The organism is Methylobrevis albus, assembly GCF_015904235.1.
Lineage (GTDB): Bacteria > Pseudomonadota > Alphaproteobacteria > Rhizobiales > Pleomorphomonadaceae > Methylobrevis_A > Methylobrevis_A albus.
The window spans coordinates 13,147-35,803 of sequence record NZ_JADZLT010000049.1 but is presented as its reverse complement, the minus strand read 5'-3'; the positions used below and the strand labels follow the sequence as shown (position 1 = coordinate 35,803).

The following is a 22,657-nucleotide window of genomic DNA, read 5'->3' as shown; positions in this document are numbered from 1 at the left end:
GGGCCGCTCCTGTCCAGCGGCCGGCGCCGGCCGCAGGGCTAGACCATATGGTCACGCACCGAGGCGATGATCACGCGCAGCACGATGAGACCGCCGAGCGAATACAGGAAGGTGAGGAACATGTTCCACTGCCGCGCCGGCAACTGGGCCTGCTCGGGCAGGCGCGGCGGCACCACGGTGAGCACGTAGAGCTTCTGCGCCCCGGCCTGGAACTGGGCGTTCGAGAGGTTGTTGAGCGCGGCCGTATACTGCTGCTGGGCGATGGTCTGCTCGACGATCAGGAACTGGTAGCGCGCCAGCACCGGGGCGAGCGGGCTGTTCTCGCCGGTGAGGCTCGAGCGCTCGCGGGTCACCTGCTCCTCGATCGCGGCGAGGCGATTGCGCAGCGGCTGGATCTGCTGCTCGCTGGAGATGCCGCGGCTGGCGAGATTGGTGATCTCGGCCTGGATCGACGCCGACTGCGTCAGGAGCTGGGTGATGATCGATTCCCGGGCGGTGGAATCCGACGAGGGATCGATCAGCCGCTCGGTGAGCCGGAACTGGGTCACCTCCTCCTCGACACGGCGCAGTTCCGCCTTGGCCTTCTCGACCTGGTCCTCGACATGATCGAGGAAGTCCCGCTCCGAGCGCTGGTTGAACGAGTTCACCACGTTCTCGCTGAGTTCGATCACCGCCTCGGCAATCGTGGCGGCGGTTTCGGCCTCGAAGCCGTAGGTGGTGAGGATGATCTGTCCGGTGACGTCGTCGTAGCGGACGTCGATATGGTTCTTGTAATAGGAGTAGGCCGCCTCGAAGTCGGCATCAGGCTCGAGCCGGCTGAAATAGTCCGCATCCGGGTTTTTGAAGTGTTCCGCGAAGTCGACCTTCTGCTGCAACTCCCGGAACGCCTCGCGCGACGTGACGTATTCGATGACCGCGAAGCTCTCGTCGATGGCGCGCGTCATCGTCGAGCTCTGGCTGCCGAGCATCGTCGTCATAGCGCCGGCGCCGCCCATGTTCGAGCCGGTCAGCGGTGCCTTGATCATCAGCACCGTGTCGACCTTGTACATGTCGGTCGCGATTCCGTAGAGGTAAACTGCGGCGATCGCGGGCGCGATCAGCAGGAAGAACAGATTGATCAGCCAGCCGTTGATCTTTTTCCGACGGATGACGGCCGGATCGTAGATGCGGATCTGCGTGCGTTGGGCGCGCGCAACGATCCCTTCTTCTTCAACTTGGTCTTCGCGGAACTCATCAATCGCCGTTCCGGGCTCCTCCGGGCGCCGGCGATCGATTTCAAAGACTTTGGAAATCTTTGGTGGCTTGATGGGGATCATCGTATCTCCTGAGCCTGCCCTCGTGCAGAACGTAAACGATGTCGCAATGACGCTCGAGCAGCGAGGGCATGCGGCTGGCGATGATGAAGGCGTGACGCTGCAGCATCCGCTTCAGGTAGATCTTGCTCCGCTCACGAAACGCCTCGTCGCCGAGAAACAGGTTCTCGTCGATCAGGTAGACGTCGAAGGCGAGGGCGAGCGCGATGGAATAGGCGGCCCTGCCACGGACGTCTCGCGAAAGCTTGCGCGGCTGCACATCGAGATATCCATAGAGCCCCCCAAGTTCGGCAGCGCGCCGGATGAGCTCGGCGGAGTCGAAGCCATGAAGGCCCGCGAGAATGCCCATGCTGCCCCGGAGCGTCATGCCGGAGATGATAGGCCTGAACGTCGCCAGGGGCCATGACACCGTGCCGTGCCGGACGACATGTCCAGCGGAAGGCAACAGCGTGTTGTGCAGGATGTCGAGTAGCGAGGTCTTGCCCGAACCGCGGGCGCCCAGAATTCCAATTGTCGCATCCCGATCGAAGGAGGCGTTCACGTTCTGCAGCACGTCGATCTGGGCGTCGCCGTTCTGGAACCGCAGCGACACGTCGATGAGGTCGATCACCAGCGCCCCCAGCCAAGGTGATTGCGGAACGCGCGTTCACAAATCAGGCCAGCCCCCAGAATGGCGACAGTCCACCCTGCCACGTAGGAGGGGCTGACCCACGAGGCCGTGTAACTCGTAAAGTAGGCCTCGCGCACCATGTCGTTGAGGTGCAGCAAAGGATTCCATACGGCGTAAGGCCTCAACGAGTACGACAGTTCGGGATACACGTAGAAGCAGCCGGACATGAAGATCATGATACGGCCGCCGAACGTGATGATGAGCATACGCAGCAGCTTCACGTAGTAGAACGGCGCCATGAAGATCAGGCCAAGGCCAAGCCCGATCAGACCAGCCGTCATCTGGAGGCCCACCACAGCCGGAAGGTTGCGGATCGGTGGGGAGAAACCGAACAGCACGGCGCCGAGGTAAAGAACGACACCGACGCCCATGAAGATGACCATCGTCACGAGGCCACGCGCGATCGCGACATCCAGCATCGTCACGCCTTGATAGACACGGAATCGTCCGAAAGAATTCGGAATTGCAGAAACGATATTACAGGTCCGCTTGAGCATCCAGATCGTGACAAGCCCTGTAAACAAAAAAGGTACGATCGGCATTCCGTAACTGTCGCCGCGGCCACGAAGCACGACACGCATGAAGACCAGGATCGCAACCATTCCGAAGATGTCGAGGACTTCCTCAATGAACCCCGCCGGACGGCGGTTGTTATGGCTCATCATTTCCCATTTGATCATCGTCGCGAGTGTTGCGATCTGACGGGACACTCCCCACAGCGCGGTCTGAATCACGTGGCAATCTCCGTCATCATGACCAGCAAACAGGTCCCTGTGCATCAGGGGCCGGGAGCGGCGCCACCGCATACATCAGCAATCCGATCGGGCGGATAGAACAACCATCATCAACGAAGCGTATACCCCTGGATGGCCCGACAAGCGAGTTTAGGGGTGGAGGGCTGCCTTGCATCGGACAGGGGCCTTACGACAATTTCAGGTCGACCCGAACGCGACCGCGTCCACTCTGTCGAAATACGTTGCGGCGGCATGGCACGACGTTGAACGGCCGATCCTGTGCCGTCCCGCAATATCCGCGGCAACCGTGGTGAACGGGCGAGATATTGCATTGCATCAATATATGCGCAAATCATGGCGAAATCCGTGCGCGGCGCAGGGTCAGCCAATCGGGTGGAGCCGCGAGCGCCGCGCCGGCCCCTTGGCTGGCTTGACGTTGCCGCGCCCCCTAGTCTACCAAACCACCGCCGATCTTCTCGCACAGGCGCGTTGACTTGATACTCGACGGGCGCTTGGGGTTGCGCATGACCCACATGGCGATTATCCCGACAGTTCATCCACGTCTGCATTGAACAGCGTTTGGAGTACTGCATGGAGTTTTTCGCGGGCAAGTCGGTCGCGATCGTTGGCAACGCGGAATCGCTGTTGACGGGCAACCACGGTGCGGAGATCGAGGCACACGATCTGGTGCTTCGCATGAACCGCGGCGTGCCGACCAAGCCGGAATCCCAGGGTTCCCGAACCGATGTTCTCGTCTTTGCGCAGTTCCACACGGTCGCCAAATTCGTCAACGCATTTCAGGCGCGCCATCTCATCTGGATGTCCTGGTTCGACCAGGAAGGGGTGGACGAGGGTCCTGCGCTTCCGGAGGGCATCGTTTTCTACGACGCCCGACGACGCTCGGCACTGATGGGTCGCCTCAAGGCTCGGCCGAGCGTCGGAGCCATGGTGATCGATCTCGTCGCATCGTCAGGGGTGAAAACGGCAACCGTCTTCGGTTTCGACTTCAAGCGTACCAATACCTACTATCGCCAGAAGGTGCACATCGGGCCGCACGATTACGACAGTGAAGAGCAGTTTTGTCTCGAGACCGTGGAACAGAACGGCTGGTCCATCGTGCGGGACTACTGAATCCGCCGGCCCTTTCAGGCGCCGACGGATACTGAACCCGGCTAGTGTCGCATGTCTCGCTTGGCCTTGCCTTGCGAGGCGATTTTTCCACGATACAGGAATCAATCGACCGCAATGACCGAACGCCCAAAGGTCCGCCTCATCGGCGATCATTCGAGCTATCACTGCGGCTCCTGGGCCGTGATCGACTTCATGCGCGCGCGGCTGTCGGCCCGCTACGATTTCACGTCGGGCGACGACTACGACGTGCTCGTCGCGAACGGCGAGGGGTCGATGCATCACCGGTCCTCGGCCTACAAGTCGAAGATCGACCTGCTGCGCGCCGCCGCCGAGCGCGGCAAGCCCTTCCACCTGCTCAACACGGTCTGGCAGGAGAACGGTGCACAGGACGCCGACCTGCTGCGACAGGCCGCCTCGATCAACGTGCGCGAGATCATCAGCCGCGACGCGCTGCTCGCCGAAACCGGTATCGATGCGCCGATCTGCCCCGACTTTTCGTACTACGCCGATATCGACCCCGAGGTCCCGCACGTCGACTACGGCGGCGAGGTGGTGGTCACGGACTTCTATTCGACCGAATTCGGCTCCTTCGTGAGGCCGATGGGCGGCCCCTTTTCAAAGCTCCCGTTCATGGACATGAAGGCGCTGGGCTGGTCGGAGATGGTCAACGCGCTGAAGACGGCGTCCCTACTCGTCACCGGCCGGCACCATGCGGTGTTTGCGGCCTGCCGTGCCCGCGCGACGTTCGTCGCCCTGACCGGCAACACTCACAAGATCGAAGGCCTGATCTCGTCGGCCGGGGTCAATATTCCGGTCTGCAAGCATCCCGGCGACCTGAAGGACGGTATGCGCTGGGCGCGCCGCAATCGCGACGCCTACGAGCGGCTGTTCGACTGGATGGACAAGCAGCCGCTGCCGGAAATCCTGCAGCCGGTCTGACGGGCCGCGGTGGGAGGGTGCGTGGCGCCCTCCCCAAGCCCTGGACATGGCAATCCGGCCGGGGCCGCCGCCCGCCCCCCCTCACACCCGCGAATAGATGTCCCCGAGCCGGATCACGTCGTCCTCGCTCAGGTGGCTGCCGGTCTGCACCTCGATCAGTTCGAGGGGGATGCGGCCGGGGTTGGCGAGGCGGTGGATGGTGCCGACGGGGATGTAGAGGGATTCGTTCTCGGCGACGAGGCGGACATCGTCGCCGACGGTGACCTCGGCGGTGCCGCTCACCACCACCCAGTGCTCGGCGCGGTGCAGGTGCTTCTGCAGCGACAGCACGCCGCCCGGATCCACCGTGATGTGGCGCACGCGAAACCGGTCGCCGGTGACGATGTCGTCGTAGCGGCCCCAGGGGCGGAAGCTGTGCCGGTGCTGCGCCGCCTCGCCGCGGCCGGCGGCTTTCAGCTGCGCCACCGCGTCCTTGACGAGTTGCGCCCGCTCGCGCGGCACCACCATCACGGCGTCGCTGGTCGCGACCACGGCGATGCCCTCGAGCCCGACGACGGTGGTGAGCGTCTCTTCGGAATGAATGAGGCAGTCACGGCTGCCGACGAAGGCGCCGTGGCCGTGCAGCGCGTTGCCCTCGGCGTCGCGCTCCGACACCTCCCAGATCGCGTCCCAGCTGCCGATGTCGGACCAGCGGAAGCGCCCGGTGACGACGGCGATCTTCGCCGCCTTCTCGATCACGGCATAGTCGATCGAGGTGCTGGGCGCCGCGGCGAAGGCGGCGCGGTCGAGGCGCAGGAAGCCGAGATCGGTGGTGGCGGCATCGACGGCGGCCTCGGCGGCGGCGAGGATATCTGGCGCGCTGCGCGCGAACTCGGCGATCATCGCGTCGGAGCGGAACAGGAAGTTGCCGGAGTTCCAGAGATAGCCGTCGCGCATGTAGCCGAGCGCGGTCGCCCGGTCGGGCTTTTCCACGAAACGCTCGACGGCGTGCAGGTCGTCGGTGCCGGCGTAGGCTTCGCCCGGCTTGATGTAGCCGAAGCTCGAGCGCGGCTCGGTCGGCGTCAGGCCGAACACGACGATCGCCCCCTCGATGGCAGCCCGGGCGCCGAGACGCACCGCCTCGGCGAAGAGGTCGGTGTCGAGCACGATGTGGTCGGCGGCGAGCGCCAGCACCAGCGTGCCGGGGGCCTGTCGCTCGGCGAGCACGGCGGCGATGGCGACGGCGGCGGCGGAATCGCGCCGCTCGGGCTCGAGCACGATCGACGCCGCGGCGCCGAGGTCGGCGACCTGCTTGCGCACGAAGAAGCGGAACGCCTCGTTGGTGATCACCAGCGGGTCGGCGAACAGCGCCGGGTCGGCGACCCGCTGCACGGTCTGCTGGAAGCTCGACAGCGGCCCGACCAGCGGCTGGAACTGCTTGGGCATGGCGTCGCGCGACACCGGCCAGAGCCGGGTTCCCGAGCCGCCGGCGAGCAGGACGGGGAGGATGCGGGCGTCGGCAGCCACCGCGGTCTCCTGGCCAGCTGTCATCAAGGCACTCCCTTGCCACGTCTCGACGAGTACGACCGCATCGCGCGGCGGGTTTCAAGATGGCGGGTGGTATGAGATCCGGCGAGCGCCGGCTCAGATCGTCTGGTTGTAGGCGCCGACTTCCGGGTTCTCGCGCAGGATCGCGTCGACGGCGGCGAACATCTCGCGCAGGCGGGCGTCGGAGACCGGGCTTTCCACCACGACGACGAGCTCGGGCTTGTTCGACGAGGCGCGCACGAGGCCCCAGGTGCCGTCGGCGACGGTGACGCGGATGCCGTTGACGGTGACGATGTCGGTGATCGCATGGCCGGCGATCGGGGTGCCCTCGGTGCGCATCGCCACGAGGCGGGCGGTGACGCGGGCGACGACGTCGTACTTCACCTCGTCGGCGCAGTGCGGCGACATCGTCGGCGAGCCGTAGGTGCGCGGCACAGCGCGATAGAGGTCCGACATCGAGCGGCCGGGGTTGCGGGCGAGCATCTCGCAGATCGCGATCGCGGTGACGAGGCCGTCGTCGTAGCCGCGGCCGATCGGGGCGTTGAAGAAGAAGTGGCCCGACTTCTCGAAGCCGGCGAGGGCGCCGAGTTCGCGCACCCGGCGCTTGATGTAGCTGTGGCCGGTCTTGAAATAATCGGTGGTGGCGCCGTTCGCCTGCAGCACCGGATCGGTGTTGAACAGGCTGGTCGACTTGACGTCGACGACGAAGCGGGCGTCCGGATAGAGCGCCGAGAGGTCGCGGCCGAGCATCACGCCGATCTTGTCGGCGAAGATCTCGTGGCCCTCGTCGTCGACGACGCCGCAGCGGTCGCCGTCGCCGTCGAAGCCGAGCCCGATGTCGGCGCCGGTCTCCTGCACCTTCGCCGCGATCGCATGGAGCATCTCCATGTCCTCGGGGTTCGGGTTGTAGTTCGGGAAGGTGTAGTCGAGCTCGGTGTCGAGCGGGATCACCTCGCAGCCGATCGCTTCCAGCACCTGCGGCGCAAACGCCCCCGCCGTGCCGTTGCCGCAGGCCGCCACCACCTTCAGCTTGCGGCCGAGCGCCTTGCCGCGGGTGAGGTCGGCGATGTAGCGGCCGGCGACCTCCGGCACGAAGCGGTAGCCGCCGCCGGGGGCGGTGCGGAACGAGCCCGACAGCACGATCTGCTTCAGCCGGCCCATCTCCTCCGGCCCGAAGGTCACCGGCCGGTCGCAGCCCATCTTGACGCCGGTCCAGCCGTTGTCGTTGTGCGAGGCGGTGACCATCGCCACCGCGGCGACGTCGAGGTCGAACTGGGCGAAATAGGCCATCGGCGACACGGCGAGGCCGATGTCGTGCACCAGGCAGCCGCCCGCCATCAGCCCTTGCGCGAGGGCGATCTTGATGCCGAGCGAATAGCCGCGGAAATCATGGCCGACGACCACCTCGGGCTTGACGCCGCGCTCGGCGAGCAGCGTCGCGAGGCCGAGCCCCAGCGCCTGGACGCCGACGAGATTGAGCTCCGGCGGACGGTCCGAGCCGGGGTGGCCGAACCACCAGCGGGCGTCGTACTCGCGAAAGCCGGTCGATTTCACCAGCGCCGTGGTCTCGAAGGCCGCGGTGTTGGGCAGCAGGGAATCGGAAACCGAAAAGATCATCGAAATTCGCAGGGCCCCGTTGAAATGAAGCCACGGCCCGGGCGGGCGGCGGGCGCTGCCGGGCGGAGCGGGACCGGCCACGGCGAGCCGTATCTAGCCTGTCCCGCGGCGCGACACAAATCGGAAGGCGGCGCCCGCCACCCGCCGGGCCGGCGGCGTGCAGGGCGGCGGGCCGGTTTCCGCGGGGCGGGCCTGCGCGCCGGACGCTGCATGTCTCCGCTTTTTGGTGTAGAAGCGCTGCCGGGCCCGCCCCGCGATCCCATGGTGCGGCCGGCGACAAGACCGGCATCGGAAAGGCATGCATTGACGCTCGTGCTCGACATCAGCCGGTTGCTGCGCCGTTCGATGAAGGCGGCGCCGACGGGGATCGACCGGGTCGAGCTCGCCTATGCCAATCACCTGCTGCACCCGGACCGCGTCGCCGGTGCCAGATTTCTCGCCCGCACCGACGGCTGGTCCTGGAACGTGCCGGCGCCCCGCGTCGCCCGGCTGATCGAGCACGTCGCCGCCCGCTGGGCCGCCGGCCACCCGGCCGAGGGCGCCGCCCAGGCGCGCCGTCTCGAAGCCTTTCTGGGGCTGGATCCCGGTGCCTTCGGTTCCGTCGGGCCCGTCTCGGCGAACGCGGCGACGCCATCGGAATCGGCGGCGCTGCGCGCGGCGCTGAAGGTGCTGCTCCTCGGCGGCGGACCGTTGCGGGCGCCGCCGCCGCCGGCCGGCGCGCTCTACGTCAACGTCTCGCACCAGGGCCTCGCCGCCCCGGCGCACCTGCAGCGCCTGCTGGCACGGCGCCGGCTGAAGGCACTTTACCTCATCCACGACCTCATTCCGCTGACCCATCCGGAATATGCCCGCGCCCCCGACGAGGCGAAGCACCGGCGGCGGATGGCGACGGTGCTCGGCACCGCCGCGGCGGTGATCGCCAACTCCGGCTATACGGCGCGGGTGTTTTCCGACCATGCGGCGGCCGAGGGACGCCCGGTCGCCGAGGTGGTCGCAGCCCCGCTCGGCATCGATGCGACGCTGGCGTCCAGCGCCGATCCGGTATGTACACCGCAACCCTATTTCGTCACGATCGGCACGATCGAGCCGCGAAAGAACCACATTTCGCTGTTGCATGTCTGGCGTCATCTGGTCGAGCGGCACGGCCCCTCCGCCCCGCGCCTCGTCATGGTCGGCCGGCGCGGCTGGGAAAACGAAAACGTCATCGACATCGTCGAACGCTGCCGAACGCTCGGAAACCACCTCATCGAATGCGCCGATCTTTCCGACCAGACCCTCGTGCAGCTGATGCGCGGCAGCCGCGCGGTGCTGTTTCCGTCGTTCGTCGAGGGCTACGGCCTGCCGCTGGTCGAGGCGATGAGCCTCGGCGTGCCGGTGATCGCCTCCTCGATCGAGGCGCTGGAAGAGATCGGCCAGGCCGTGCCCGATTTCGTCGATCCGATCGACGGCCTCGGCTGGGCGCAAGCCGTGCGCGACTACGCGGCACCGGACTCGCCGCGCCGCGCCGCGCAGGTCGCGCGGATCGGCGGCTTCCGGCCGCCGCGCTGGGACGATCATTTCGAGATTTTCGACGCCCTGGTGCGGCGTCTCGCGGCGGTGCCCGGCACGGAGCCGGCCGCGGCCTTCATTGCGGAACCGGGACGGGACGCGGGCCGCGTCGGACGGCCGTTTTCCGACCGTCCATGAGCTGACATGAGCTGACTGGAATCGATATGGACCAGACCTTCACGCGTATCGCCGACGACGCCGGCCATGTCCCGCTCTCGTGGGTCGCCGCGGACAGCAGCAACACCTACGTCAACCTCGGCGATGCGCTGAGCCCCGTCATGGTGGCGCTGCTGTCGGGCCGCGACGTCCGCCACGTCGGGCACAAGTCGTCGAAGCCGCGCATGGCGGCGGTCGGCACCATCGCGCACAGCTTCGAGGGCGGCGAGGTGCATGTCTGGGGCACCGGCTCGTCGCGCTGGCGCAACCCGATCGCGGTCGGCCAGAAGCGCATCCCGTTCCATCCGACGCCGAGCACGCGCTTCCGCGTCCACGCCACCCGCGGCCCGATCGGCCGCCAGCTGCTCGGCGAGGAGAACGCCGTCGGCGCGCCGGTCTACGGCGATCCGGTCTGGCTGCTGCCGCGCTTCTACCCGGCGCCGACCGAGAAGAAGTGGGACCTCGGCGTCATCGTGCACCTCGCCGACCTCACCAACCGCGAGAAGACCGTGTCGGTGCGGCCCGAGCACCTGCGCTACGTGGTGCCGCCGGAGTTCGAGGGCAGCGTGCGGCTGATCAACACGATCACCGACGTCAGCGCCGCGGCGATGCGCGGCAAGCTCGACGAAATCCTCTCCTGCCGCCGCCTCGTCTCCACCAGCCTGCACGGCATGGTGTTCGCCGAGAGCTACGGCATTCCTTGCCTCTATTTTTCGCCGCGCGGCCGCAACGACGGCCTGACCACGATCGAGCTCGACCCGGACGGCACGCTCGACCTGCGCATCACCGACCTCTACCGCGGCCTCGGCCGCACGGCGATCCCGGCCTATTCCCAGCCGCGCCGCAGCCATACCGACTGGGCGGCGCTGATGGGCGCGATCGACCGGGCCTGGGAGCCGACGCCGTTCGACGCCGATCCGCTCGCCGAGCGCTCGCCGCTGCCGCTCGCGCCCGTGACGGCGCCGGCCGGCGGCACCGTGTTCGACCTGCCGCTGATCCGCGACCTGCCCTACGGCCACGGGCCGAAGCGCGCGCCGGTGGCCGCCGAAGGCGCGCCCGAGGCGCCGCGCCGCAAGCGCAGCCTGCTCCGCACGCTGCTGTCGCGGTAACCCTCTGCCGCCCGGCCCACCCCGGCCGGCCCTGTGGGGGCTCGCCTCGCAGGGGCAAGGCGGTGTATGTCCGACGAAAGCCCGCGGCCGCCAGGCCCCGCCGGTTACGGCGGCAGGCGGGCGCAGCGCCCGGCCCGGCGCCGGGCGAGACGAGAAGGACCAGCCGATGAGCCTGACCGAGAACGGTGCCCCCGAGACGACCGCCCCCGCCGCGCCGGCTTTCGCGAAGGGCGGGCCGCGCGCCGGCTCGCTCGCCGAGCATGTGCGCGAGACCGGGGTGATCCCGCTCGGCTGGGCCGGCTCGACGCTGGAAATGGACTATCTCAACTTCGGCGACGCGCTCTCCCCGGTGATGGTGGCGCTGCTCGCCGGCCGGCCGATCCGCCGCGTGCCGACCAATTCGCAGGCGCTGCGCCTCGCCGCCGTCGGCACCATCGGCCACGGTTTTGCAAACGGCGAGGTCTGGTTCTGGGGCACCGGCTGCTCGGCGCACCGCAATCCCTCCGCGCCGATGGACCAGCGCGAGCCGTTCATCGCGCCCGGCGACGGCTCGTTCATCGTCGAGGCGACGCGCGGCCCGGTGTCGGAGCGCCTGCTCAACGGCGCCGGCAACCCCGGCAGCGGCGTCTACGGCGATCCGGTCTGGCTGCTGCCGCGGGTCTACCGGCCGAGCGTGCCGAAGAAGTGGAAGCTCGGCGTCATCCTGCACCTCTCCGAGCTCAACGACCGCACCTATACCGCCGTGCCGCGGCCGAACATGATCCGCTTCGACGTGCCGGCCGAGTTCGAGGGCGACGTCCACCTCATCACGACGGTGACGCCGCTCGGCGTCGTCTCGCTGAAGGACAAGGTCGACGAGATCCTCGCCTGCGAGCGGATCGTCTCGACCAGCCTGCACGGCATGGTGATCGCCGAGAGCTACGGGATTCCCTGCCTCTATTTCTCGCCGGGCTCCGGCGGCATGCCGCGCGGCCTCGCCGACATCAGCCTCGACCCGGACGGCCCGACCGACCTGCGCATCGTCGATCTCTACCGCGGCCTCGCCCAGCCCAAGCTCGCCGGCTATTCGCAGCCGCGCGGCGAGCGCACCGACTGGGCCGACGTGATGGCGGCGATCGACCGGACCTGGGAGCCGAAGACGCTGGACGAGGACGCGCTCGTCGAGGCGTTCCCGATCGACCTCGATCCGCTCACCGCCCCCGAGGGCGGCACGATCTGGGACAATCCGGTGCTGACCGAACTGCAGCTGAAGCACGACGTCGCCGAGCTGCGCCGGCTCGACAAGCTCGAGACCAAGGGCCTGCCGCCGCGCACCATTGTGCCGCCGGACCCGAAGCAGCGGCTGAAGTCGCGGCTGATGCGCGCCGCGCCGGGCACGGCGCCGTCGCTGCCGGTCTCCTGGGTCGCCACCACCTCCGAACATCCCTACGCCAACCTCGGCGACGCGCTGAGCGCCCTCGTCGTCGCCACCATGGCCGGGCTGCCGGTGCGCCGGGCGGGCTTCGACCAGCCGATCGAGCGCATCGTCGCCGTCGGCACCATCGGCCACGCCCAGCGCCGCGGCATCCTGCATTTCTGGGGCACCGGCCTCGACGCGACGCGCAACACGGTCGACAACCAGCTCGGCCGCTACGTGAAGCCGCCCGAGACCAGCTTCACCGTGCACGCCACCCGCGGCCCGAAGACGGCCGAGGTGCTGCGCGCCGAAGGCATCAAGGCGCCGGCGGTCTACGGCGATCCGGTCTGGGTGCTGCCGCGGATCTGGCCGTTCCGGGACGAGCCGAAGACGCACGAGCTCGGCGTCATCCTGCACATCTCCGAATACGATGCGCCGACGCCCGAGGCGGCGGTGCTCGCCGCCTTCAAGCGCTACGAAATCCCGGCCGAGTTCGCCGGCCGCATCAAGCTGATCAACACCTGGTGCGAGCCGACGCCGGAGGCGATGCGCGAGAAGGTGCGCGAGATCGTCTCCTGCCAGCGCATCCTCTCGACCAGTCTGCACGGGCTGGTGATCTCGGAGACCTACGGCATCCCCTGCGCCTGGTTCGCACCGTTCGCCGGCGGCCCGGCGCGCCCCGCCGTCGACGACCCGTCGAGCCGCATCGACCACCGCATGCGCGATTTCTATGCAGGCGCCGGCGCCGACAGCGTGCTGACCTTCCGGCAGGACCGCGGCCAGCCCTCCGACTGGGCGGCGCTGATCGCCTACATCGACGCCGAGTGGAAGCCGCTGAGCTACGACCCCGCCCCGCTGATCGCCGCCTTCCCGCTGCCGCTCGCCGTGCCTGCCGACGGCGCCGACTGGCCTCTGCCGGAAGAGATCGTCGGCCGCATCCCGTTCTGACCGGCCGACGAGAAGAACAAGAGTCGTAAAGAGAGAGCCGCATGGAAGACGGAACCTTCGACATCATCCTGCGCGTCGCCAAGGCGATCGTGCTCAGCGGCCTCACCTTCGTCGCCGCCTGGCTGCTCGAGGCGGGGGTGCAGCATGCGCTGCTGATCGCGATCCTGCCGACGGTGCTCGCCCTCTTCGGCATCCTGCAGCGGGTGACGGCGGGGCTCGTGGTGCTCGGCTTCGTGGTGGGCATCGTCTGGAGCCTGCTCGGCGACGCCAACCGCGCCAGCCTGCGCGCCACGCTCGGCGGCGCGGTCGGCACGGAGCCTGCAGGGGCGCCCGCCGCACCGGAGCCGGTCGCCCCGCCTGCGGCACCTGCCCCGGCCCCGGCGCAGCCGTGAACCATTGCCGAGACTTCGGCACGGGGCTGGTTCTCAGCCGCGACGGGATCGGGCATGTTCGAGTTGATCAATCCTCCGGGTGGCCGGCGCGGCGTGCAGCGTACCGCGCGCCGGCGACCTCATCGAGGAACCTGAAGGAGCAGTCGTGACTCAGAAGACGATCATGATCGACGGGTACAACCTGAACCTCGAAAAAGGGACAGGTGTCGCGACGTACGCCCGCAACCTCAGCTACGAGTGCAAGAAGCTCGGCTACAAGACCGACATCCTCTACGGCACCCGCGCCTCGCCCGGCGTCAACCAGCTGATGCGCGAGATCGCCTTCTTCGATCCCTACGCCGGCACGCCGCCGAAATGGCTGCTCTACCTGCGCCATGCGCGGCAGATCATGACCTCGCCGGTCGGCATCAAGGCCGGCAAGATCCCGATCACCGGCAAGGTCATCACCAAGCCGTTCGCCTCGCGCATGCCGGCCTACGACCAGATCTGGAACGCGCCGAACCTGTTCGGCCGCGCGCTGGTGCAGTTCGACCTGTTCGGCCGCTTCAACAAGGTGCTCGGCCTCGACACGCCGGACATCATGCACTGGACCTATCCGCTGCCCCTCACCGTGAAGGGCGCGAAGAACATCTACACGATGCACGACCTCGTGCCGCTGCGCCTGCCCTATACGACCCTCGACAACAAGCGCCGCTACCTCAACCTGATGCGGCGCATCGTGAAATCTTCCGACCACATCGTCACGGTGTCCGAAACCTCGCGGCGCGACATCATCGAGATGCTCGGCTGCCCGGAGGAGAAGGTCACCAACACCTACCAGGCGGTCGACATCCCGGCGAAATACGCCAACAAGCCGGAAGAAGTGGTCCGCCGCGAGGTCGAGGGCACGCTCGGGCTCGAGTACAAGGGCTACTTCCTGTTCTTCGGCTCGATCGAGCCGAAGAAGAACATCGGTCGCCTGATCGAGGCCTATCTCGCCAGCCGGATCGAGGCGCCGCTCGTCATCATCGGCGCGCAGGCGTGGAAGTCGGAGCAGGAACTGCGTCTGATCAACGATTCCACCAACCGCTACCTCGAGCAGATCGACAATTTCGTCTTCACGCGCGACCGCATCCGGCGCTTCGAATACGCGCCGTTCCCGCTGCTGGTCAGCGCGATCCGCGGCGCCAAGGCAGTCTGCTTCCCCTCGCTCTACGAAGGCTTCGGCCTGCCGGTGCTGGAGGCGATGCACCTCGGCACGCCGGTGATCACCTCGACGGAGGGCTCGACGCCCGAGGTCGCCGGCGACGCCGCGCTGATGGTCGATCCCTACGACACCCGAGCGCTCGCCGAAGCGATCCGCGAGATGGACAGCAACGCCGAACTCCGCGCCAGCCTGTCGGAAAAGGGCAAGCGCCAGGCGGCGCTGTTCTCCTCCGAGCGCTACCGCGAGCGCCTGCAGGCGCTCTACGAAAAGCTGTTCTGACGGAACGCGGGCCGGGCGTCCGCGCTCCGCCCGCGCCCCGCGACCGGAGCGACCCGCGTGGCCTTTCTCTACGTGTTCCTCGGCGCCGGCCTCGGCGGCATGGCGCGCCACGGCGTCAACCTCCTGGCGCTGCGCGCCTTCGGCGGCGCGCTGCCCGTCGGCACCTTCGCGGTCAACGTGCTCGGCTCGCTCGCCATGGGCCTGATCGCCGGGCTCTTCGCGCTGAAGGCCGGGGCGCCGCAGGGGCTGCGGCTCTTCCTCACCACAGGCATCCTCGGCGGCTTCACCACCTTCTCGGCCTTCTCGCTCGACGTCGCGGTGCTCGCCGAACGCGGCGAGCCGGTGCAGGCGCTCGCCTATGCCGTCCTCTCCGTGGTGCTGTCGATCGGCGCGCTGTTCCTCGGCCTCTTCCTCGCGCGCCACGTGCTCTGATTTCGGTCCCTGCACCAACTGTGCGGGTCCGCGGCCACGGCGGGCCGGCGCGACGCGGTTGCCAGTCGACAGCCGGCGGCCGGGCCGTTATCCCGGTGCCATGCGCATCCTCGCCATCGACACCGCCCTCGACCTCTGCTCGGTCGCCTTCGTCACCGCCACCGGCCGTGGCCCGGCGCTGAGCGAACCGCTGGCGCGCGGCCATGCCGAACGGCTGTTCGCGATGGTGGAAGCGGTGCTCGCCGAGGACGGGGCGAAGCTGGAGGACGCCGACCGCATCGCCGTCACGATCGGCCCGGGCTCGTTCACCGGCATCCGCATCGGCCTCGCCGCCGCGCGCGGCTTCGCGCTGGCGCTGGGGCGCCCGGTGATCGGCGTCGATACGCTGGAGGCGCTCGCTGCCTCCGCGGCCGAGCGGCCGTCCGGGCCGGTGTTTGCGGCGATCGACGCGCGCAAGGGCGAGGTCTACGCCGCCGTCTACGACCGCGGCGCCGAAGCGGTGGCCCCCTTCGCCGCCGACGTCGCGGCGGCGCTCGACCGCGTGCCGCACGACTGCGGCCTCGTCATCGGCAGCGGCGCGCCGCTGCTCGCCCATGCCGCCACCGTCGCCGGACGGCGGCTGCCGCCGCTCGAGCCGCTGGCCGGGCCGGACATTCGCAAGGTGGCGGCGATCGCCGCGGCGCGCGCGCCCGCTGTCCGACCGCCGGCGCCGCTCTATCTCCGGGCGCCCGACGCCAAGCCCCAGGCCGGGCGGATGGCACACCTCTTCGCCGTGGAGGCGGCGTCATGAACTGGCTCGATCCCTTCCCCGTCATCATCGACACCGCCCACCTCGGCGATGCCGACGACCTCGCCGAGATCCACGCCGGCGCCTTCCACCGCGGCTGGAGCCCGGCCGAGATCGAGGCGCTGCTCGCCGACCGTCGCACCATCGCCATCGTCGGCCGCCGCGGCTCGCTGTTCGGCTCGCGCCGGCCGGTCGGCTTCGTCATCGTGCGCGCCGCCGGTGACGAGGCCGAGGTGCTCACCCTCGCCGTCGCGCCGGCGCACCGCCGCCGCGGCATCGGCCGGCTGGTGATGGACGAGGCGATGCGCCGGCTCTACGCCGACCGCGTCAAGGCGCTGTTCCTCGAGGTCGACGAAGGCAACCAGGCGGCGCTGGCGCTCTACCGCCGGCTCGGCTTCACCGTGGCCGGGCGGCGCGGAAACTATTATGCTCGGCCGGAAGGCGGCTCGGCCGCCGCCCTTGTCATGCGGGCGGACATCGGCTAGAGCGCCGCAGCCGCCGGGCGCCGCCCGCGCCGGGTTTTCCGACCAGCCCCGCCACCCGTACCGGGTCGGCCGGCCAGCCGAGGCGCCATGTCCGACGACGCCGATTTCGACAGCCATTTCGACGCCGGCGCGCCTGACGCGGAAAGCAGCCTCGCGCTCGAGGACCAGTGCGTCGCCAAGGGCATGCGGATGACCGAGCAGCGCCGGGTGATCGCGCGCGTGCTGGACGCGGCGAGCGACCATCCCGACGTCGAGGAGGTCTACCGCCGCTCGTCGGCGATCGACGACCGCATCTCGATCTCCACGGTCTATCGCACGGTGAAGCTGTTCGAGGACGCCGGCATCATCGCCCGCCATGATTTCCGCGACGGCCGCGCCCGCTACGAGCCGGTGCCCGAAGCGCACCACGACCACCTGATCGACCTTCGGAGCGGCGCCGTCGTCGAGTTCCGCAGCGAGGAGATCGAGGCGCTGCAGGAACTGATCGCCCGCCGGCTCGGCTACCGGCTGGTCGACCACCGGCTCGAGCTCTACGCCGTGCCGCTGCCGAAACCCGCTCCCGACGACGGCGCGGCGGACTGACGCCGTGCGCCTTTCCGCGCGGCTCGTCGCCGGGCTGAAGATCGGCGCGCTCGCCGGCATGACGGCCGTGCTGCTGCCGCTGCAGTGGCTGGCGATCCGCAGCCGCTCGCCGCGCGCCGCCCGCCTGCCGCACCTTTGGCACCGCGGCGCCGCCCGCCTGATCGGCCTGCGCATCGCCTGCGAGGGCGCGCCGGCGGCGGGGCGGCCGCTGCTGCTCCTCTCCAACCACGTCTCCTGGCTCGACATCGTCGTGCTCGGCGCGGCGCTGCCGGTGAGCTTCGTCGCGAAATCCGAAGTCGCCGGCTGGCCGGTGGTCAGCCTGCTCGCCCGGCTGCAGCGCACGGTGTTCGTCGAGCGCGACCGGCGCACCCGCACCGGCGCGCAGGCGAGCGAGATCGCCGCCCGCCTCGCCGCCGGCGACGTGATCGTGCTGTTCGCCGAAGGCACCTCCGGCGACGGCGCCTCGGTGCTGCCGTTCCGCTCGGCGCTGGTCGGCGCGGCGGGGCGGGCGGTGGAGGCGGGTGCCGGCGGCGCGGCCGCGCTGATCCAGCCGGTCGCGGTCGTCTATACCGCCGAGCACGGCCTGCCGCTCGACCGGCTGAGCCGGACGCGGGTCTCCTGGACCGGCGACATGGACCTCGCTCCCCACCTGCTCGCGATGCTCGCCGAGGGAACCTTCGACGTCACCGTCGTGTTCGGTACACCGATCGCGCTCGGGCCCGGCGACGACCGCAAGGCGGCGACGCGGGCGGCGGAGGCGGCGGTCCGGCGGATGCTCGCCGCCACGCTGCGCGGCGCCGGCGCGCCGGCCCGGCCGGCCAGTGGCGCGGCGCGCGGCGCTGAGGACGGGAGAGAGGCCGGCGGCGCTATTCTCAAGGTCGGCGAAACAGGATAAAACCTGAACTGGACGACGAGACCGCGCACCGCCCGCGTCGGCATCGGATCGGCGGCACCCCGCGGATCCCGCGCCAATGAGGCGGCGGACGACGGGAAGCCAGGAGAGAGCACCGCACACGTGACGGCCGAAAAGCAAGTCTACATCAAGACCTACGGGTGCCAGATGAACGTCTACGACAGCGAGCGTATGACGGATGCGCTGACCCCGATGGGCTATGTCGCGACCGATCGGCCCGAAGACGCGGACCTCGTGATTCTCAACACCTGCCATATCCGCGAGAAGGCGGCCGAAAAGGTCTATTCCGAGCTCGGCCGCATCCGCGTGATGAAGGAAGAGCGGGCGCTCGCCGGCCGCGAGACGCTGATCGGCGTCGCCGGCTGCGTGGCGCAGGCCGAGGGCCAGGAAATCGTCCGCCGCGCGCCGGTGGTCGACATGGTGTTCGGCCCGCAGTCCTATCACCGCCTGCCCGACCTGATCGCCAGGGCGCGCAGCGGCAACGTCGTTGAGACCGATTTCCCGGCCGAGGACAAGTTCGACCACCTGCCGGCGGCGACCTCTGCCGCAACGCGCGCGCGCGGCGTCACCGCCTTCCTCACCGTGCAGGAAGGCTGCGACAAGTTCTGCACCTTCTGCGTCGTGCCCTATACGCGCGGCGCCGAGGTGTCGCGCCCGGTCGACCAGATCATCGACGAAGCCCGCCGCCTCGCCGCCGCCGGCGTGCGCGAGGTGACGCTGCTCGGCCAGAACGTCAACGGCTACCACGGGCTCGGGTCAGACGGGACGCCGACCGGCCTCGGCGACCTGCTCGCCCGGCTCGCCGAAATCCCCGGTATCGACCGGCTGCGCTATACGACCAGCCACCCGCGCGACATGGACGACGCGCTGCTCGCCGCCCACCGCGAGCTCCACGAGGTGATGCCCTACCTGCATCTCCCGGTGCAGTCGGGCTCCGACCGGATTCTCGCGGCGATGAACCGGCGGCATACGCGGGACGACTACCTGCGCCTCGTCGAGAAGATCCGCGCCGCGCGGCCCGACATCGCGCTCACCAGCGACTTCATCGTCGGCTTCCCCGGCGAGACCGAGGCGGATTTCGCGGCGACGCTGTCGCTGATCGAGGAGGTCGGCTTCGCCGCCGCCTATTCGTTCAAGTATTCGCCCCGCCCCGGCACGCCGGCGGCGACGCTCGGCGGCCAGGTCGACGAGGCCGTCAAGGCCGAGCGGCTCGGACGGCTGCAGGCGCTCGTCACGGCGCAGCAGCAGGCCTTTGCCGCGAGCCTCGTCGGCCGCACGCTCGACGTCCTGTTCGAGAAGCCCGGCCGCGAACCCGGCCAGCTGATCGGCCGCTCGCCCTATCTCCAGTCGGTGGTGGCCGATGCCCCCGCCGCGCTCATCGGCTCGATCGTCCGCGTCCTCGTGACCGGCGTCGGGCCCAATTCCCTCAGGGGCCGGCTCGCCGCCGCCCCGGACGCCGTCCCGGCCGGACGCAGCCCGCTTCCCGCCGCCGACACCACCCGGAACGTACCCTCACCCTCAATTGCTCTGGCCGCCGGAGGAGCGTCTTGACGGCTCCCTCGCCGACCTGCGGGACCTGGAGACGAGATGAGTTACGCCTCTGACATGACGCATGTGGTGCTGGCTTTCGACGACAACCGCCTGATTGGCCACCTCTACGGCCAGTTCGACCAGAACCTCGCCCTGATCGAGCAGCAGCTCGGCGTCGAGGCGGTGGCGCGCGGCAACCAGGTGACGATCCGCGGCCCGCACGACGCCTGCGCGCGCGCCCGCGACGTGCTCGAGGCGCTCTATGCCCGGCTGCAGGCGGGCGGCGACGTGCAGGGCGGCGACGTCGAGGGCGCGATCCGCATGGCGAACGCGGTCGGCGCCCAGCTGCCGCTGCCGACGCTGGAGCCGAAGACGCGGCTGAAGCTGGCGCAGATCTCGACGCGGCGCAAAACCATCATGGCGCGCAACCCCGCGCAGGACGCCTACATCCGCGCCATGGACCGCGCCTCGCTGGTGTTCGGCATCGGCCCGGCCGGCACCGGCAAGACCTATCTCGCCGTCGCCTATGCCGCCGCCCTGCTCGAGCGCGGCGAGGTCGCCAAGCTGATCCTGTCGCGCCCCGCGGTGGAGGCCGGCGAGCGGCTCGGCTTCCTGCCCGGCGACATGCGTGAGAAGATCGACCCGTACCTGCGTCCGCTCTACGACGCGCTGCACGACATGATGCCGCCGGAGAAGGTCGAGCGCGGCCTCGCGTCGGGCGCGATCGAGGTCGCGCCACTCGCCTTCATGCGCGGCCGCACGCTGCAGAACGCCGCGATCATCCTCGACGAGGCGCAGAACACCACCGCCGTGCAGATGAAGATGTTCCTCACCCGTCTCGGCGACGGCTCGAAGATGTTCGTCACCGGCGACCCGACCCAGGTCGACCTGCCGCAGGGCCAGGTCTCCGGCCTCGTCGAATCGACGCGCATCCTGAAGGACGTGCCGGGCATCGTGCAGGTGCGCTTCTCCGAGAGCGACGTCGTCCGCCACGAGCTGGTCGGGCGCATCGTCACCGCCTACGACGCCGACAGCCGCGAGCGCCTCGCCGCGCGCGAAGTGGTGCGCGCCCGCACGCCGCGGGTGATGGCGCCGGAGGCGCTCGCCGACGACGGTGCCGCGGGCAGCCGGGAGCCGGCGCTGTGAGCAACGCCGCACCGACGCCGGTCGCAGTGGCGGACGACGACAGCGAGGACGGGCCCGAAGGGCTCGGCCTCGTCGTCGACCTGATCGTCGAGGACGAGGCCTGGGGTGACCCGGCGGCGCTGCAGGCGCTCGCCGACCGCGCCGCGGCGGCGGTCGCGGCGACGATGGAGGCCGAGGTCGAGATCCTGCCGGGCACCGAGGTCGCCGTCGTGCTCACCGACGACGCCGCGATCCGCGCGCTCAACCGCGACCACCGCGGCATCGACAAGGCGACCAACGTGCTGTCGTTCCCGATGCACGAGCCGGACGAGGCCGTGGTCGGCCCGCTGCTCGGCGACATCATCGTCGCGCGCGAGACCGTGACGCGCGAGGCGGACGAGGCCGGGCTTTCAATCGAGCATCATCTCGCCCATATGCTCGTCCACGGATTGCTGCACCTCTTCGGCCATGATCATGGCGAGGAGGACGAGGCCGAGACGATGGAGGCGCTGGAAACGGCGATCCTCGGCGGGCTCGGCATCGCGGACCCCTATGCGGGCAGCGAGCCCGTCAGGGCGGGTTCGCCGGGCGACTGACATTGAGATCGGTGTTCGGCCCGCCGCACCACGCGGGGGCCCGGACACCATTGCGGCACGATGGCGTGTCGCACCAGACGGGGCTACGGACCAGGGGACCATGAGCGAACCGGACGCACAGAGTATGAGCGCGATCTCCGCCACGGCGGCGATCGCGACCCGAACGGCGGCCCACGAGGCCGAACGATTGCTCGAGGCGGACAGGGATCACCGCCGCGAGCGCGAGGAGGTGGCGCCCTCCGGCAGCTGGATCGAGCGGCTGCGCGAGATGATCGGCCTGAAGCCGAGCGCCACGCTCAGGGAGAACCTCGAGACCGAGCTCTCCCGCGACGACGCCCTCGACGCGGCGTTCACGCCCGAAGAACGGGCGATGTTGCGCAACATCCTGCACCTGCGCGAGACCCGCGTCGAGGACGTGATGGTGCCGCGCGCCGACATCGACGCGGTCGACGTCGACGTCACCCTCGCCGGGCTGCTGCTGCATTTCGAGCGCTCCGGCCATTCCCGCACCCCGGTCTATCGCGAGACGCTCGACGAGCCGATCGGCATGGTCCACATCAAGGACCTGATGGCCTACATCACCGACCAGGCCAAGCTGCCCGTGGCGGCGGACCTGCCCGCCGGTACGGCGGGCGTCGCCGACGCCAGCGCCGAAACCGTGGTCGCGGCGCTCGATATCGGCGCGGTCGACCTGTCGCAGCCGCTGGAGGCGACCGGCCTCGTGCGCCAGCTGCTGTTCGTGCCGCCGTCGATGCCGGCGACCGAATTGCTCTCCCAGATGCAGAGCTCCCACATCCAGATCGCGCTGGTCATCGACGAGTACGGCGGCGTCGACGGCCTCGTCTCGATCGAGGACATCGTCGAGACCATCGTCGGCGAGATCGACGACGAGCACGACGAGTTCGAGGGACCGACGATCGTCGAGGCCGAGCCCGGCGTGTTCCTCGCCGACGCCCGCGCCACCGTCGAGGACGTGGTCGCGGCGATCGGGCGCGACTTCGACGTTTCCGACTACGGCGACGACATCGAGACGCTCGGCGGCCTGCTCGTCAACGTGCTCGGCCATATCCCGGCCGCCGGCCAGGTGATCTCCCTGCCGCACCACTCGGGCTACGAGTTCGAAGTGCTCGACGCCGATCCGCGCCGCATCAAGCGCCTGCGCATCGTCTACCGGCCGCCGGCCGACGAGGCGACCGAGGTGCCCGCCACGGCGCGCGCCCAGCGGCTCGGCGGGGGCGACCGCGCCGTCTCCTGACGGCGCC

At 69.3% G+C, this 22,657-nt stretch carries 21 protein-coding genes; 16 read left to right on the top strand and 5 right to left on the bottom strand.

The window, feature by feature from the left end:
* Positions 1 to 38: 38 nt before the first annotated feature.
* From I5731_RS07455 to I5731_RS07445, 3 genes are read right to left on the bottom strand one after another with little or no spacing between them, the layout of a single operon-like run.
* Positions 39 to 1,316, bottom strand: coding sequence for a hypothetical protein (locus I5731_RS07455; RefSeq protein ID WP_197310739.1), 1,278 nt, complete (start codon positions 1,314 to 1,316; stop codon positions 39 to 41).
* Positions 1,276 to 1,923, bottom strand: a complete 648-nt coding sequence (locus I5731_RS07450; protein ID WP_197310738.1) for an ATP-binding cassette domain-containing protein — start codon at positions 1,921 to 1,923, stop codon at positions 1,276 to 1,278. Before I5731_RS07450 ends, I5731_RS07455 begins: the two co-directional genes overlap by 41 nt.
* Positions 1,920 to 2,717, bottom strand: coding sequence for an ABC transporter permease (locus I5731_RS07445; protein ID WP_197310737.1), 798 nt, complete (start codon positions 2,715 to 2,717; stop codon positions 1,920 to 1,922). Before I5731_RS07445 ends, I5731_RS07450 begins: the two co-directional genes overlap by 4 nt.
* Before the next feature lie 591 nt (positions 2,718 to 3,308).
* On the opposite strand from I5731_RS07445, the gene I5731_RS07440 reads away from it, so the two are divergent.
* On the top strand, positions 3,309 to 3,848 hold the full coding sequence (locus I5731_RS07440) for a glycosyltransferase family 29 protein (protein WP_197310736.1): 540 nt from the start codon (positions 3,309 to 3,311) through the stop codon (positions 3,846 to 3,848).
* 114 nt (positions 3,849 to 3,962) lie between these two features.
* Positions 3,963 to 4,787 carry a polysaccharide pyruvyl transferase family protein gene (locus tag I5731_RS07435; RefSeq protein ID WP_197310735.1) on the top strand — a complete coding sequence of 275 codons (825 nt, stop codon included), beginning with the start codon at positions 3,963 to 3,965 and terminating at the stop codon, positions 4,785 to 4,787.
* Between the two features lie 81 nt (positions 4,788 to 4,868).
* Here I5731_RS07435 and I5731_RS07430 read toward each other — a convergent pair whose 3' ends face one another.
* Both I5731_RS07430 and I5731_RS07425 read right to left on the bottom strand, forming a co-directional pair.
* Complete coding sequence (locus I5731_RS07430) at positions 4,869 to 6,317, bottom strand: mannose-1-phosphate guanylyltransferase/mannose-6-phosphate isomerase (protein WP_197310734.1); 1,449 nt, start codon at positions 6,315 to 6,317, stop codon at positions 4,869 to 4,871.
* A 93-nt stretch (positions 6,318 to 6,410) separates the two neighbouring features.
* A complete protein-coding gene (locus tag I5731_RS07425) occupies positions 6,411 to 7,931 on the bottom strand; it encodes a phosphomannomutase/phosphoglucomutase (protein WP_197310733.1) in 1,521 nt (506 codons plus the stop codon).
* 312 nt (positions 7,932 to 8,243) lie between these two features.
* Here I5731_RS07425 and I5731_RS07420 point away from each other — a divergent pair, with 312 nt between their 5' ends.
* The 14 genes from I5731_RS07420 to I5731_RS07355 all read left to right on the top strand — a co-directional run bounded on the left by I5731_RS07420 (position 8,244) and on the right by I5731_RS07355 (position 22,650).
* Positions 8,244 to 9,617 (top strand): glycosyltransferase family 4 protein, encoded by a 1,374-nt coding sequence (locus tag I5731_RS07420; protein WP_328838531.1) that lies wholly within the window; start codon positions 8,244 to 8,246, stop codon positions 9,615 to 9,617.
* Positions 9,618 to 9,643: 26 nt separating this feature from the next.
* Complete coding sequence (locus I5731_RS07415) at positions 9,644 to 10,744, top strand: polysaccharide pyruvyl transferase family protein (RefSeq protein WP_197310731.1); 1,101 nt, start codon at positions 9,644 to 9,646, stop codon at positions 10,742 to 10,744.
* Between the two features lie 166 nt (positions 10,745 to 10,910).
* Positions 10,911 to 13,088, top strand: coding sequence for a polysaccharide pyruvyl transferase family protein (locus tag I5731_RS07410; RefSeq protein WP_235981626.1), 2,178 nt, complete (start codon positions 10,911 to 10,913; stop codon positions 13,086 to 13,088).
* 41 nt (positions 13,089 to 13,129) lie between these two features.
* Positions 13,130 to 13,480: a hypothetical protein gene (locus I5731_RS07405; protein ID WP_197310730.1), complete on the top strand. Its 351-nt coding sequence runs from the start codon at positions 13,130 to 13,132 to the stop codon at positions 13,478 to 13,480.
* Between the two features lie 145 nt (positions 13,481 to 13,625).
* Positions 13,626 to 14,945 (top strand): glycosyltransferase family 4 protein, encoded by a 1,320-nt coding sequence (locus I5731_RS07400; protein WP_328838370.1) that lies wholly within the window; start codon positions 13,626 to 13,628, stop codon positions 14,943 to 14,945.
* Positions 14,946 to 15,002: 57 nt separating this feature from the next.
* Entirely contained in the window at positions 15,003 to 15,377 is a 375-nt protein-coding gene (gene crcB, locus I5731_RS07395) for a fluoride efflux transporter CrcB (RefSeq protein WP_197310729.1), read from the top strand.
* A 100-nt stretch (positions 15,378 to 15,477) separates the two neighbouring features.
* On the top strand, positions 15,478 to 16,167 hold the full coding sequence (tsaB, locus tag I5731_RS07390) for a tRNA (adenosine(37)-N6)-threonylcarbamoyltransferase complex dimerization subunit type 1 TsaB (protein ID WP_197310728.1): 690 nt from the start codon (positions 15,478 to 15,480) through the stop codon (positions 16,165 to 16,167).
* Complete coding sequence (rimI, locus tag I5731_RS07385; protein ID WP_197310727.1) at positions 16,164 to 16,649, top strand: ribosomal protein S18-alanine N-acetyltransferase; 486 nt, start codon at positions 16,164 to 16,166, stop codon at positions 16,647 to 16,649. Before tsaB ends, rimI begins: the two co-directional genes overlap by 4 nt.
* A 183-nt stretch (positions 16,650 to 16,832) precedes the next feature.
* A complete protein-coding gene (locus I5731_RS07380; RefSeq protein ID WP_235981656.1) occupies positions 16,833 to 17,231 on the top strand; it encodes a Fur family transcriptional regulator in 399 nt (132 codons plus the stop codon).
* 4 nt (positions 17,232 to 17,235) lie between these two features.
* On the top strand, positions 17,236 to 18,126 hold the full coding sequence (locus I5731_RS07375) for a lysophospholipid acyltransferase family protein (protein ID WP_328838366.1): 891 nt from the start codon (positions 17,236 to 17,238) through the stop codon (positions 18,124 to 18,126).
* 120 nt (positions 18,127 to 18,246) lie between these two features.
* Positions 18,247 to 19,695, top strand: a complete 1,449-nt coding sequence (miaB, locus tag I5731_RS07370; protein ID WP_328838364.1) for a tRNA (N6-isopentenyl adenosine(37)-C2)-methylthiotransferase MiaB — start codon at positions 18,247 to 18,249, stop codon at positions 19,693 to 19,695.
* Positions 19,696 to 19,731: 36 nt separating this feature from the next.
* Positions 19,732 to 20,820: a PhoH family protein gene (locus I5731_RS07365; RefSeq protein WP_197310725.1), complete on the top strand. Its 1,089-nt coding sequence runs from the start codon at positions 19,732 to 19,734 to the stop codon at positions 20,818 to 20,820.
* On the top strand, positions 20,817 to 21,395 hold the full coding sequence (gene ybeY, locus I5731_RS07360; RefSeq protein WP_328838361.1) for an rRNA maturation RNase YbeY: 579 nt from the start codon (positions 20,817 to 20,819) through the stop codon (positions 21,393 to 21,395). Before I5731_RS07365 ends, ybeY begins: the two co-directional genes overlap by 4 nt.
* Positions 21,396 to 21,495: 100 nt before the next feature.
* The gene (locus I5731_RS07355) at positions 21,496 to 22,650 is read left to right on the top strand and encodes a hemolysin family protein (protein ID WP_197310724.1); all 1,155 of its coding nucleotides are present in this window, start codon (positions 21,496 to 21,498) and stop codon (positions 22,648 to 22,650) included.
* The last annotated feature ends 7 nt before the right edge of the window (positions 22,651 to 22,657 follow it).

Coding starts and splice junctions, on each gene's coding strand:
- I5731_RS07410 (WP_235981626.1), top strand. CDS start 10,911: ATGAGCCTGACCGAGAACGGTGCCCCCGAGACGACCGCCCCCGCCGCG.
- I5731_RS07355 (WP_197310724.1), top strand. CDS start 21,496: ATGAGCGAACCGGACGCACAGAGTATGAGCGCGATCTCCGCCACGGCG.
- rimI (WP_197310727.1), top strand. CDS start 16,164: ATGAACTGGCTCGATCCCTTCCCCGTCATCATCGACACCGCCCACCTC.
- I5731_RS07440 (WP_197310736.1), top strand. CDS start 3,309: ATGGAGTTTTTCGCGGGCAAGTCGGTCGCGATCGTTGGCAACGCGGAA.
- I5731_RS07405 (WP_197310730.1), top strand. CDS start 13,130: ATGGAAGACGGAACCTTCGACATCATCCTGCGCGTCGCCAAGGCGATC.
- I5731_RS07435 (WP_197310735.1), top strand. CDS start 3,963: ATGACCGAACGCCCAAAGGTCCGCCTCATCGGCGATCATTCGAGCTAT.
- I5731_RS07365 (WP_197310725.1), top strand. CDS start 19,732: ATGAGTTACGCCTCTGACATGACGCATGTGGTGCTGGCTTTCGACGAC.
- tsaB (WP_197310728.1), top strand. CDS start 15,478: ATGCGCATCCTCGCCATCGACACCGCCCTCGACCTCTGCTCGGTCGCC.
- I5731_RS07415 (WP_197310731.1), top strand. CDS start 9,644: ATGGACCAGACCTTCACGCGTATCGCCGACGACGCCGGCCATGTCCCG.
- I5731_RS07430 (WP_197310734.1), bottom strand. CDS start 6,317: ATGACAGCTGGCCAGGAGACCGCGGTGGCTGCCGACGCCCGCATCCTC.
- I5731_RS07455 (WP_197310739.1), bottom strand. CDS start 1,316: ATGATCCCCATCAAGCCACCAAAGATTTCCAAAGTCTTTGAAATCGAT.
- I5731_RS07425 (WP_197310733.1), bottom strand. CDS start 7,931: ATGATCTTTTCGGTTTCCGATTCCCTGCTGCCCAACACCGCGGCCTTC.
- I5731_RS07380 (WP_235981656.1), top strand. CDS start 16,833: ATGCGGATGACCGAGCAGCGCCGGGTGATCGCGCGCGTGCTGGACGCG.